Here is a 13,265-nt window from a genome sequence, read left to right as displayed (position 1 = left end):
AAAAAGTGATTAAACGAACAGTGAGTTAATACATGACTTTACAGAATTGGAGACGTAAGCGTGGCGTTGCACTTACTACCAAGGGTTTACAAAAAATTAAAGAAGCAAAGCATCAGTTAGAAGCAAAAGAAAATTTTGGAAATCGGTATACTCTTGAAGAAATGAGTGTACGTTCTGGTTTATATTCCGCTACCATCTCGAAAGTATTGAATCGGGAGGGAGGAGTTGACAAACAGACTATTGAGAAGCTTTTTTCCGTTTTTAACTTAAAAATAGATAAAAGTGACTATTCAAGCTCAAATACTCGTTTAGATTGGGGAGAGGCTATCTTTAACTCCGCTTTTTATGGGCGTGTAGAAGAACTTATTACATTAGAGCAATGGATTCTTAATGAGAACTGCCAATTGGTTGCACTCTTGGGAATAGGAGGTATTGGAAAAACAGCACTGTCTGTAAAGTTTGCTCAAAAAATTCAGGACAACTTTGAGTATGTGATTTGGCGATCGCTACGAGAAGCACCACCTGTTAAAATTATTCTAGGTAACTTAATTCAATTTTTATCTGACGAACAGGAAACAGAAAGTAACTTACCAGAAAGTTTTAGCGATCGGGTATCGCGACTACTCTATTATTTACAAAATTATCGCTGTTTAGTATTCCTTGATAATGCAGAATCAATTCTCCGCAGTGGTAGCCGCGCCGGACTTTATCGAGAAGGATATGAGGAATATGGTGAGCTTTTAAGACGGGTGGGAGAAGCAAATCACCAAAGCTGCTTAGTGCTGACTAGTCGTGAAAAACCCAGAGAAATAGCATTTTTGGAAGGACAAGCACTACCTGTTCGCTCATTGCCACTGAGTGGATTGAAGGTAGCCGAAGGGCAAGAAATTTTAAAGCTCAAGGGGCTATCGGCAGCAGAGGATGAATGGAAATTAATGATTGAACGTTACGCAGGCAATCCATTAGCTTTAAAGATAGTTGCCACAACCATTCAAGATATCTTTGATGGTAATATGAGTGACTTTTTGCAACAAGACACGGCTGTTTTTGGAGACATTCGCGATATCTTAGAGCAGCAGTTTGAGCGCTTGTCAGATTTAGAAAAGGAAATAATGTATTGGCTAGCGATTAATCGTGAGCCAATGGCACTTCCAGAATTGCGAAATGATATTATATCACCAGTAGCACCAGCAAAATTACTAGAGGCTGTAGAATCTTTAGGAAGGCGATCGCTAATTGAGAAGGCTTCTCTACGAGACCCTGCGCGTAGCTTGCTTTCCCGTAGGGGTACGCTAATGCCAACGCCTACGTTGATTGAAAAAAGTAAAGCACTATTTACACTTCAGCCTGTAGTCATGGAGTATATGACTAGTAGATTGATAGAAGAAGTCTGTGAAGAAATTGTTACTCAGAATATTGATTTGTTTAGGCGTCATGCTTTGATAAAGGCGACTGGTAAAGACTATGTTAAAGATATTCAGGTTCGCCTTATCCTTAAACCAGTCATAGATGGCTTGCTTTACGACTTAAGAAGCAAAAAAAATATTGAAAGTCAGTTAACTCAAATTCTTGCAACACTGCGAGAAGAATCTCCGCTAGAACCAGGGTATACGGCTGGCAATATTCTCAATCTGCTTTGTTATTTAGAGACGGATCTAAGTGGCTATGATTTTTCTTATCTGACTGTTTGGCAAGCAGACCTACGCAACGTAAATTTACACAATGTAAATTTTGCTCATGCCAATCTAAGTAAATGTGTTTTTGCTGAAACCATAGGGGGGATTCACTCAGTGGCATTCAGCCCTGATGGAAAATTTTTAGCGACAGGAGATACTAATAATGAGATTCGCCTGTATCAGGTTGTGGATGGAAAACAACTGCTTACCTGCAAGGGGCACAAGGGTTGGATTTGGCCAGTTACCTTTAGTCCCGATGGTTGTGTTCTCGCTAGTGGCAGTGACGATCAAACAGTGAAGCTGTGGGATACTAGCAGTGGGCAATGCCTCGCAACCTTAGAAGGTCATAGCGGTGGAATATGGTCTGTTTCCTTCAGTTCGGATGGTAAAATGCTGGCAAGTGGCAGTGAAGACACAACGGTGAGGTTGTGGGATGTCGGCAGCGGTCAATGCATTAAGATTCTACAGGTATCCAGTCGGGTGTGGGCAGTCGCATTTAGTCCTGATAGTACAATACTTGCAAGTGGAAATGACGATCACACGGTGAAACTATGGGATATCAGCGTTGGTCAATGTATCAAAACCTTGCTGGGACACACCCATAGGGTGCAGTCTGTTGCCTTTAGCTTGGATGGTTCGCTAGCTAGTGGTTGTCATGACCAAACATTAAGGGTGTGGAATATCAGCAGTGGTCAATGTCTTCAAATTCTGCAAGGTCATACTGACTTAATAAATTCAGTTGCCTTTAGTTTAGATGGTCGTAAGTTGGCAAGTGGGAGTGATGACCAAACAGTTAAGCTATGGGATGTGAGTACAGGTGGATGCATCAAGACTTTGAAAGGACATGGTAGCAAGGTGTGGTCAGTTGCCTTTAATCCTAATGGTACAACGCTAGCGAGTGGTAGTGATGACCAAACGGTTAAGCTGTGGGATTTGAGTACAGGTGGATGCCTCAAGACCTTCCAAGGTTACTGTAATGGGATATGGTCAGTTACCTTCAATCCCCAAGGCACCATGCTGGCTAGTGGTAGTAGTGACCAAACGGTGAGGTTATGGGATGCCAGCACTGGTCAATGCCTTAAAACATTGCGGGGGCATAGTAATCGGGTTACATCAGTTTCTCTTAACCCAGACGGTAGCATCCTTGCTAGTGGTAGTGAGGATCTAACGGTGAAACTATGGGATATTAACACCAGTAAATGTCTTAAAACTTTGCACGGACATAGTAATAGAATATTATCAGTCGCTTTTAGTCCTAATGGCACGATGCTGGCCAGTGGTAGTGAAGACCAAACAATAAGACTGTGGGATGTTAGCACTGGGCAATGTTTGCGGATTCTGGAGGGACAAACTCATCGGGTATGGTCAGTTGCTTTCAGCCCAGACAGTCATACATTAGTCTGCGGTTGTCACGATCAAACAGTAAGGCTGTGGGATGTTATTACTGGGCAATGTTTGCGGATTCTGCAAGGTCATACTGACTGGATCTGGTCAGTTGCTTTTAGTCCTGATGGTACAACATTGGTAAGTAGCAGCGGTGACCAAACAGTAAAACTATGGAATGTTAGCACCGGATTGTGTCTTAAAACTTTGTATGGGCATACTAATTGCGTATATTCCGCTGCTTTTAGTATGGATGGTTGTACATTAGCAAGTGGTAGCGGTGACCAAACTGTGAAGCTGTGGGATGTCAGCACAAGCAACTGCGAGAAAACTTTATCAGCACACACTAAGTTAACCTGGTCAGTTGCTTTTAATCCTAAAGGTAATACTTTAGCTAGTAGTAGTGAAGATGGAACAATTAAGCTTTGGGATATATTGACAGGTGAATGCCTGAAAATTCTTTTTAGCTCTAGACCTTATGAAGCCATGAACGTTACTGCTATTACAGGTGTAACTTTGGCGACTATTACCACTCTAAAAGCTTTAGGAGCGGTTGAGCATCAAGATAGATAGTATTTTAATACTACTACAGTGATTGTTCATTTGTTCTTCATTCAATATCTTGATTCAATCTCTTGAGATGCTCTAAAATTCTACACTTTTTGTTGATAAGATAGATGTTTCTGAAGCAAGTAAAATTGCGAACTTGCTACCTTCACCTTCATCTACCCTGCCTTACTGTGCAGTATATCCTCCATCAATCATCATATTATGACCCGTGATGAAGGAAGTCGCATCTGAGCACAACCAAACCACCGTTTTTGCAATCTCTTCAGGCTTGCCAATACGCCCTATTGGATGCGCTGTTGGAAGTTGAGCAATTAAATCTACGGGAAGACTAGCTAGCATATCAGTTTCCGTAGCACCTGGACTCACGACATTGACTCGGATACCAGATTTAGCATATTCTATTGCTGCGGTTCTAGTTAGAGTAATGACTGCGCCCTTTGTGGCTGAGTAGATGGCATAACCAGGTACACCAACGACAGCACCGACAGAAGCCACATTTACGATCGCCCCGCTGTTCTGTTTGAGCATCGCCCTGATTTCGTACTTGAGGCAGAGCCACGTTCCTTTAAGATTTACATTAACCAGACGATCCCAGTCTTCTTCTGAGATATCATCAGTGATTAAGCCGGGATTGCCCCCAATCCCAGCATTATTGCAAGCGCAGTCTAGACGACCATAAGTTTTTACAGTTTTATCGACCAGTGCCTCTACTTCAGCAGCATTTGAAACGTCGGTCTTAACAAAAATAGCTTCACCTCCGATCTCTTTTATCAGGCGCACAGTCTCCTCACTTTCGACGAGCCGACGACTAGCAACCACAACTTTTGCTCCAGCACTGGCAAATGCGATCGCACTCGCCCGACCAATACCTGATGAGGCCCCTGTAACCAGCGCGACTTTCCCATTTAATTGACCTGTCATAGGTGTGTTCCTTCCCTTTTGATTGCTTTGTTTTGCACCAACTGAACTATTTGCGTTTCTGTAGCGATACTGCACCTACACTAAAAACTAAAACTCCTAACACAGCAGAAGGTTCAGGGACAGGCACTGGCTCAAGGGCGGAAAACGCTAATTTTCCGATTAGCTGATGAGTGGCAGTCGTAGGATGGACTTCATCCCAGAACAAAAACTTGTCTGGGATACACATAACTGGCTGTGTGGTAATTTCAATAGGCACCACTGGTGAATCTCCGATGCACGAGTCAGTTCCATTTGTAAGATTGAATTCCTCCGGCTTTGCAATAATCCGATTAAAAAGAGAATTAACATCAAGAGAAATAATGTTGACATTAGGGTTTAGTTCCTGACTCAAAAGTTTGAGGTTTGTAGTCAAGCTGGAATTATGTTTACTGGTAAAAGTGCTAAGTAAGCTAGAAATTTGACTATTGCCACTTGTAACTGGAAACTTTCCTAAATCTGGCAGATTCAACACCATAATATCTCTAGCTCCAACAGCAGCAAGCGATTTTACCGCCGTTGATAAATTTGTCACACTCTGGGTAGGGTTGGGAGTGCCTTGGAAAAAGTAATCTAAATAATCATTAACACCCGCCCACAAAATGTAAAGGGAGTTTGGATCGGCAGACAGATTTGCTGTTGTAAAGCTGTTGATTTGTTGTTGTAATCCTGGTAGAGTGCTGATTCCGATATTCTTCAATCCTGTAGTTGCGCCACCAAAGGCAAAGTTGGTCTTCGGATTGAAAGTTATCCCTAGATCGGAGGCGAGATATTCCACCCAAACCGAACCATTGGAAAAACGTTCATTAAAGTAAAGTGGATTTGGGGGAACGATTCCGTTAGTTGCATTAAATACATTACCCGTATCGGAAAAGCTATCTCCAAAAACATAAATCTCGTCATAATCTTTTGCCGAGACTTTGAGCGGAAATATCAAAAATAACAGGTAAAAGCCCGCCGCCAAAATTTGTTTTTGCACGATCGACTACTGGATATGCTTTAAATCTTGATAGATAACTTTAACAAAAAGTGAAGCTACGATCTAAAGAACTTTTCAGTGCTGATTCAGATTCGCCCTGATTTGGAACAAGACCTAGCGCCACGTTACCCCAACGCATTACACTTGCAGAGGCGACTCCTGCTGCACCAAAGCCATAAATGAGAACCAAATCATTTTCACGAATTTTACCCATCTGTGCAGCGTGATAAAGATTGGCTACAGTAAGTACCGGCCCAATATTAGCGTACAGAGGGTAGAGATTAAGGGTACGCTCTGAGTCAATACCAAGTACACGTACACAGAAGCTTGAAAACCAAGCTGTGGCTGTATTGAAAAGGAAAAAGTCAATTCGATCGAGAGTTAAATCGGCTGCCGAGATAGCACCTTCGCAACAGGTACGTAAAAGCTGAGTCGATTCTTCACTGAGCGCATTTTTTGCGTCCTTGTTCAACTGCATCCGAATTCGTGGATTGCCTTGCTTGTTTTCTCTAATATTTAAGGTTAATAAGTCACAGAAACAACTTGTATTCACAGTTTTTGTACTGAGTATTCCTTGGTTAGGTTTGACTGAACCGACAACGAAGGCTCCAGCACCATCACCGAGAAACCAGGAAACAGTATCTTCCTCATCGACAAAGCGAGAGTAAGTGCAGGAAATTACTACCAGTACATTGCGGTACTCACCTGCTTGTACCAAAGCACAAGCAGTTTGCAATGCTACTGGGGTAACACCACACGCTCCATCAAGATTCCATGCAGCGCCTTGCAGTCCCAGTTTTTGGGCAAGGAAGGCGGCATTACCAAATCCGATTTGTTCGGGCCAAATCGAGGCTACGAGCATGAGATCGACTTCTTCAGGATTAAGCTTCGCTGCTTTGAGAGCATCACGAGCTGCACGCTCTTCTAGCATCAGCGATGATTCACCTGGAGCAAGTACCCGCTGTTCGACAGTACCACGAAAAGGATCTGACAGATATGGCAACATCTCCAAATCAAACTCGTTGCTGGGGGTAGAGCCAGCAAGCGAAAACAGCCTTCCCAAGCTTTTTTCCTCGACTTGAGCAACTATATCTGGGTATTTCTCTCTGTAATAATCTTTTGTACGTCTGATGCTGGGAAAACTAACTGCGATCGCGCGAATACCTACTGAATGATGCACCATGAAAATCTCCTCTTAGTAATTCGTAGCACCTTGTGCAATCAGATTGTCAACATGACTCCTAATTGGTGCAAGCCGGGTTGGGTCAATTACTACGTCAACAACATACGGACAGGTCGAGGCGATCGCTTTCTCCAAAGCTGCCTGGATTTCAGGTTCTGTTTCAACGCGGATGCCGTCAGCTCCCATTCCACAAGCTATCTTGACAAAATCCGCCTGCGGAATCTCTACATCTACACCTTGGAAGCCTAGCAAAGTCATCCCCTGGTCGCACATACTATAGCGCCCATCGTTTAGTACAATCCAAACGGCAGCGATCTGGTATCTTACAGCCGTGCTTATCTCATTGTTCATTAGCATGGCACCGTCTCCAACTATGGCGACGGTCTTACCATTGCGTACCAGTGAAGCACCCACGACGCCTGTGACGAAATGACCCATAGATGCAAACCTGGTACTGACTCGGAAACGACCTGGTTTGGCAAATCGCAGTAAGTTAATTGCCCAAGCTAGCGAGTTTCCTCCTTCAGCCATGACAACCGCATCGCTTCCTTCAACTATTTGCCGTTGAATTGCATCCATGAGTACTTCCGGTCGCACTGGGCCCTCTGCGCGTGGATTAAGTATTACAGGCTTAGAACAAGGCAGCAACATTTCTGTTAACTGATTTGGGTGTTGTGGAAAGTTCTTTAGCAGTGCCTTTACAAACATTCCCACATCGGACTGAATGGCAAAGGTTTCGGCAGATGGATATGCAGTTCCTGGAACCTCTGGGTCGATATCGATATGCACGAAGCCTCGTTTTGGAATCATTGCAAAATTCCAGAACGAAGTCCATTCACTGAGGCGCGTTCCTAGCACCAACACTCGTAAAGGTCGTTGTTCTTGCATATACGTTAAAACTGACGTATCTCCGGCAAAACCTGTAACACCAACAAATTGAGGATGGTTTTCGGGAAAAATGCCTTTGCCCCGAGGCGAACACATTACCGCCGCTCCCGTTGCTTCTGCAAGTTGACGAATTTCTGCTGCTGCACCCCGCGCACCAAAGCCGACCCAAATGGCAAATGGTCCTTCTGAAAGCAACCGCGTACATTCTGCAATAGTTTCCTCATTTACGGCTGCGGGAGCAAAAGAGAAAGCCACTTGTGGCAATGATGTCTTAACTGAACTAGTTTGGATATTAGTCGAGATATTTAAGTGTGCGACAAAACCATCTGGTCGGGCTATACCAAGTGCCAACCGTCGATGAACTTTTGACAGTTCATCGCTGCATTCGAGAGTCGTCGCATAATGAAACAGTGGTTCTGATGTGAACAGTCCCTCACTAGGCATGGTGTAAGTGCTGGTTTCTTGGAATGCCCACCTTCCACGCTGCGATGCCGATGTGGAAGGCGACAGAAGAATAACTTTAGCACCTTCCCAACGTGCAGCAAACAAGCCAGTTAATGCATTGGTAATCCCTGGACCAGTTGTAGTGAATACCACAACTGGGCGATCGCTAGCAAAATACGCCTCAATGGCTGCAAAAGCGGCTCCAGCTTCATGGCGAAAGTGCAACACCTGGATAGAACTTTGATGTAATGCAGCCCACACTGGCGCGATCGCACCTCCCGAAACACCAAAGGCATACTGCACCCCCATATCTTCCAGGATTTTTACCACTGCCTCCGCTACCGAAAAAGTTTCGGATGGCTTGCTATTAGATGGCTGTTTACTTGAGTTTAATTGTTTAGTGGTATTTGCTTGTGTATCCTGAAATTTCACATCCATACAAATTATACTTAGGAATAATTTCCTTTTTGGAATAACTATTATCCCACACCTAAACTTAGTAATCTTGTATTATCAATGTAATATAAATTTGTTTGGATAACGCCCATACAACTTCGGTGAGTACTGCTTTTAACGCAGGTATAACAGTAAAACTACCTTGGCGGTTCACTTCGCCAATCTTTGAGCAACCTATAAGTTCCGCATTGCTCTGATATAGAAAAAATGTTTAGAGACTTCGAGAACAGTGGATGTGGCGATGCCTGCGGTGGCCACTGAGCTTCTTGCCTTGAGCGTCTCGCTAAAGCGAAAGCTCCGCTAACGCGTAGCGTCTGTAGAGAAGCCGAAAGGTGTCGAAGTGCGGACTGCGCCAACGCGGACGACTTCATCCGTCTTTTGGTTTGTGAAAACTGAACGCTATCAATCAAGCTTTGGAGTATAAAAAAGTGATTGAATTAAATCAGTATAAGGCTTTAACTTTCGATTGTTACGGAACCCTAATTGATTGGGAAAATGGCATCTTAGGGGTGCTAAAACCATTTCTGCTGGCACATAACACTAATTTGGATGACGAGCAAATTCTTGATATTTTTGCTGAATTTGAAGCAGAACTCGAAATTGGAGAATATATCAAATATCGAGAAGTTTTGCAAAGAGTAGTCCAGAAATTTGGTGAACGATTTGGCTTTGAGCCAACTGCTGACGAACTAAATTCACTTGCCGATTCGATTCAGCATTGGCTGCCTTTCCCCGATACAGTTGAGGCACTTAGAACTTTAAAGCAAAAGTTTAAGCTGGTAATTATCTCAAATGTAGATGACGATCTCTTTGCTTTCTCGGCAAAGCACTTGGAGGTGGAATTTGACAAGGTAATCACAGCAGAACAGGCAAAAAGCTACAAACCTGCCTTCAACAACTTCAGACTGGCGATTGAGAGAATTGATTTGCCGCTAGAGCAGATATTACACGTTGCTGCTAGTGTATATCATGATATCGTCACAGCCAAATCTCTAGGATTATCAACAGTCTGGGTAAATCGTCGAGCAGAACAAGGGGTTAGTGCGAGTTTACCAGCAGTCACTCAACCTGATTTAGAAGTGCCTGATTTGAAGACTCTCGCGGCTTTAAGTTTACAGTAATTTGCTGATTTGAATTTAACCACGAGAGGAACAAAAAGTAGAACGCATTTAGATAGACAGATGCCAAAGAACGAATTTGTTGTTACAGCACAAGCTTTGGTGGTTAGGACATCAACAGACGATAAAACTTAGACACAAAAAGGCTTTTCACCCAGTCTCCAGTCCCCATTACCCCTTATCCCCAGAGGGGGCCCCACCATCCCCAGTCCCTTGCTATAAAAAACTAAACAGGGATTGCAACATAGATTGATTCTGTCTTACTCTAGAAAAAATACTACGTCAGTTTAATGTTCTTAAACTTTGGGAACCACAGCATATAACTGGCTTTTTTTCCTGTGCGCCCTGCCGATCGCCTTGTTCAATAAAACACTTTGATAGCCTAAAACGATGAAAGCATCTGCTAATTTTGACTTTGAAGACGAAAAATTCAATGCACCGCCTTCGCAAGTCCTTCCCTGGTGTCAGATGATTAATCCTCGGTATGGCACAGATGGTATACAATCTCACGGTTTGGCGATTAAGCTGGATAATGCCAATGCTGTTGGCTTTGTACCAGATGATAATTGGCAGCAAGTTGAGCATGAATTTAGCTCTGGAGTAGAAACAGTCTTTATTAGCGCTACTCCACGCTTGGTCATAGTGCGCCGGGGGCCATTGTCTGTTAAAGACCGGGAAAGTGGACTAAAACTGGGTACGCTCAAAGATAATTATGATGCTTTTTTAGCCGACAAACTTAAATTTAAAACCTTTACTCGCTATCTAATTTTTCTAGTGGGTGAAAATAAAAAGTTTTTACATGAATCACCACTACAACTAACTCTCAATGGTGCAGCCGGAGCGAGTTTCAGCAAAACCTACTGCGAATATCAACAAGGCAGAGTAGTAGGTGGATTCGTGGCTGAACTAGAAAAAGCTTATGCTATCTACCGCAAGCAACCTTTGACACCAAAAGGGCCTTTGTTCCACGCTCACGGGATTTTTTGTCCGATCGTTGAGTGTGAAGAAAGAGGAATTGAACCAAATACAGTTTTGGTAGCTTCAACTGTGGACTATAAACATCCCACCGTAGGGACTTTAACGCAATATTTAATTGCTTCCGATGCTCTGGAGTCTGCAATGATTTGTAAGACTTTTGAAGAATACAAAGATTTTGGCAAGGAACCTGTAAAATCAGAAACCCCTAAATTGGCAATGGCAGGAGTTTCCAACTCTTACGTTTATGCTGATGAAGATGATTTTGCTTATCCGCCGTATTAAGGAAAGTGAAAAGTTAGGAGTGATGAGTGATGAGTTTTGAATTAATAACTTCTAACTTCTAACTCCTAACTCCTAACTTCTAACTCCTAACTTCTAACTTCTAACTTTATTCTTTGAGCAGCAAATAATATAATGAACCATTACCGCCTGTGACACCAGCGCGATCGCCCGCTAGTTTACCAGACCCCATGAAATAATCCACCCGGCCCGGCCCTTTGATGGCGCTTCCTGTATCCTGGTCAAGCACAAAGCGACTGACAGTACGCCTCTGGAGTTTGCCACCACTGGCAGGATAGGGAAATGAGTTGTAAATCAGGGCTAACGCTCCCGGTGGCATGAGAGACTTATCTGTAGCAATGGAACGTTCTGCTGTCACTGGCACATGAATACTACCAGTAGCACCTCTACCGCTTGTTTCTTGGAAGAAAATAAATCGTTCCCAGCGCGGTAGATAATTGTTCAATTCCTGGGGCTTTTGTCGGAAATAAGCAATCAAACGTGGCATTGTTAATCCTTCCAGGGGAAGTTTGCCATCTTTGGCTAATTCTTTGCCGATACTAGTCCAAGGGTAATCAGTGCCGCCGGCATAGCCAATTGATGTTGTCTTGCCATTAGTTAATTTAATTTGGGCAGAACCTTGGATATGTACCATGTATGCATCTAGGCGATCGCGAAACCAAAGCAATTCTAAACCGCGTAATTTGCTCTTATTCCCTTTTAAACCATCTTTCCCTTCCAAATCAATTCGTTTTGGGTGGGGTTTCGGCCATTGGCTGAAATCAGGTGGTAGCCGATAAAGAGGATACTTATAGATTGCAGTTCTGACACGGCTAGCGGTGTAAACAGGTTCGTAGTAAGCAGTGAACTTAACAGTACCCTTGCCATCGTTGCCCACGGACTGGTAGAAGACAAATTCACGACTGACAGCAGCTTGTAATTGTGCTGCTGACTTAGAACTGACAACCAGTTGGCGGAAACGCAGCAAACTCCGGCGGACGCGATCGAGAGTGATTTCCTTGATCGGATAGTTTTGATATGCTGCGATCGCATCACCCTTTGTTAGATAAAGCAAACTGTTATCAATGGAAGCTAACAACGCTTTGCGATCGCCTATTTTACCTCTTTGACCCCAAATTTGCTCATCCCAACCCAAGCAAGTCGGCCGGAGTGTACAATCGCTTCCGATAGTGATTGGTTTTAGCGGCGGCGCGATCTCAGGAGCGATTGGTATTGGTATAGGTGGAAGATCGGGAGTCGTCGGTAGTGGCAAAGGCAGTAAGTTAGGAACCTGAGCAACAGCCGACCAGAGAGGGTTTACGAGGGCAATTCCTAGACTCAAGGAAAGCAAAGCAAGGGTTTTTCTCATCATTTAGTTGAATCTTTCAACACTAGAACTAAAAATAGGTTCTACCCGGATTGCCACAATCCGAGAAGGGCGTACTACCATATATTCCCCTTGAATATTTTTGATCGGTACGCTAATAAAGTCATTAGAAGCAGATTTTGGCACAAGTTCGCCGCTATACCATTTCTGAAACTCTTGAATAGTAGGAAAACGTACTTCTTCTCGGTGGCCGCTTTCCAGTAAGAGGTATACGGCATATTCATTTGCGGTTCTAGCCATAAAGTTGAATCATTTAAAAAACATTCAACCCATTGTTAACCACGTAACCCCCGAATGAAAAGGGTAAGCATACGGGAGGTTGGGAGCAAGGGAGCAGGGGGCGAGGGAGCAGGGGAGCAGGGGAGATGAGGGAAATGAGCAGACAAGGCGACAAGGAGATAAACAAAACTCTTAACTCTTAACTCTTAACTCTTAACTCCTAACTCAGCACTCAGCACTCCTAATGCCCAATGACTCTTCACTCTAGACGCCTAATCCTTTAAGCAGTTCCTTAAAAAAGTGTAAGTCTACCTTAGCTCTTGCATAACTCTCTAATCAACATCTGATAAGTCATTGACATTGTTGAAAAACAGTTATTCAGGAGGCGAAAATTATGAAACTTTACTATCGTGGTCTAAGCTACGAATATAACCAAAACAAAGTTGGCAGCAAAAAAACAGAACAGCCGTTTCAACCAGTTCCTCAAATTGGGCCAGTTTATAATTTGATGTACCGTGGTGTTAACTATTGTGTCGATCCAAATTCTAAATTGGCAGAAGTTTCTCTAGCACCAGTAGCCTATAAATTGAGCTTTCGGGGAATAACCTATTTTGTCAATAAAACTCAATTAGGAAAAGTTAGCGTAGTCTCTCAACCAACAACTACTTCAAAAGCTGAGGCACTGGCGATTTCTGAGGAATTATTAAAGCTTCAACAATAATATGCCTGCAAGCCGATCTGGAGTTTA

Annotated in this window: 10 protein-coding genes; 4 read left to right on the top strand and 6 right to left on the bottom strand. The window is 43.4% G+C overall.

What is annotated here, in order from left to right; all coding sequences use genetic code 11:
* Positions 1–32: 32 nt before the first annotated feature.
* Positions 33–3,632 carry an NB-ARC domain-containing protein gene (locus RMY64_RS20130; protein WP_322674361.1) on the top strand — a complete coding sequence of 1,200 codons (3,600 nt, stop codon included), beginning with the start codon at positions 33–35 and terminating at the stop codon, positions 3,630–3,632.
* A gap of 162 nt (positions 3,633–3,794) precedes the next feature.
* Here the strand turns inward: RMY64_RS20130 and RMY64_RS20125 are convergent, their stop codons facing one another.
* From RMY64_RS20125 to RMY64_RS20110, 4 genes are read right to left on the bottom strand one after another with little or no spacing between them, the layout of a single operon-like run.
* Positions 3,795–4,550: an SDR family oxidoreductase gene (locus RMY64_RS20125; RefSeq protein ID WP_322674362.1), complete on the bottom strand. Its 756-nt coding sequence runs from the start codon at positions 4,548–4,550 to the stop codon at positions 3,795–3,797.
* 46 nt (positions 4,551–4,596) lie between these two features.
* Positions 4,597–5,565, bottom strand: coding sequence for an SGNH/GDSL hydrolase family protein (locus RMY64_RS20120; RefSeq protein WP_322674363.1), 969 nt, complete (start codon positions 5,563–5,565; stop codon positions 4,597–4,599).
* Positions 5,566–5,605: 40 nt separating this feature from the next.
* On the bottom strand, positions 5,606–6,748 hold the full coding sequence (locus tag RMY64_RS20115) for a 3-oxoacyl-ACP synthase III family protein (RefSeq protein WP_322700943.1): 1,143 nt from the start codon (positions 6,746–6,748) through the stop codon (positions 5,606–5,608).
* Positions 6,749–6,760: 12 nt separating this feature from the next.
* Positions 6,761–8,518 carry a ScyA-related TPP-binding enzyme gene (locus RMY64_RS20110; RefSeq protein WP_322700942.1) on the bottom strand — a complete coding sequence of 586 codons (1,758 nt, stop codon included), beginning with the start codon at positions 8,516–8,518 and terminating at the stop codon, positions 6,761–6,763.
* A 446-nt stretch (positions 8,519–8,964) separates the two neighbouring features.
* Between RMY64_RS20110 and RMY64_RS20105 the strand changes: the two genes are divergently transcribed.
* Both RMY64_RS20105 and RMY64_RS20100 read left to right on the top strand, forming a co-directional pair.
* Positions 8,965–9,657, top strand: a complete 693-nt coding sequence (locus RMY64_RS20105; protein ID WP_322700941.1) for a haloacid dehalogenase type II — start codon at positions 8,965–8,967, stop codon at positions 9,655–9,657.
* A 387-nt stretch (positions 9,658–10,044) separates the two neighbouring features.
* On the top strand, positions 10,045–10,914 hold the full coding sequence (locus tag RMY64_RS20100) for a DUF5895 domain-containing protein (protein ID WP_322674367.1): 870 nt from the start codon (positions 10,045–10,047) through the stop codon (positions 10,912–10,914).
* A gap of 106 nt (positions 10,915–11,020) precedes the next feature.
* Here RMY64_RS20100 and RMY64_RS20095 read toward each other — a convergent pair whose 3' ends face one another.
* Both RMY64_RS20095 and RMY64_RS20090 read right to left on the bottom strand, forming a co-directional pair.
* Positions 11,021–12,280, bottom strand: coding sequence for a murein transglycosylase A (locus RMY64_RS20095; RefSeq protein ID WP_322674385.1), 1,260 nt, complete (start codon positions 12,278–12,280; stop codon positions 11,021–11,023).
* A 3-nt stretch (positions 12,281–12,283) separates the two neighbouring features.
* A complete protein-coding gene (locus RMY64_RS20090) occupies positions 12,284–12,538 on the bottom strand; it encodes a hypothetical protein (protein ID WP_190728057.1) in 255 nt (84 codons plus the stop codon).
* Positions 12,539–12,911: 373 nt separating this feature from the next.
* Here RMY64_RS20090 and RMY64_RS20085 point away from each other — a divergent pair, with 373 nt between their 5' ends.
* On the top strand, positions 12,912–13,238 hold the full coding sequence (locus RMY64_RS20085; RefSeq protein WP_322674368.1) for a DUF4278 domain-containing protein: 327 nt from the start codon (positions 12,912–12,914) through the stop codon (positions 13,236–13,238).
* Positions 13,239–13,265 lie beyond the last annotated feature (27 nt).

The organism is Nostoc sp. DedQUE08, from assembly GCF_034530895.1.
GTDB lineage: Bacteria > Cyanobacteriota > Cyanobacteriia > Cyanobacteriales > Nostocaceae > Nostoc.
Note: the sequence above shows the minus strand (reverse complement) of the source record. Positions and strands in the feature narration are given on the sequence as shown.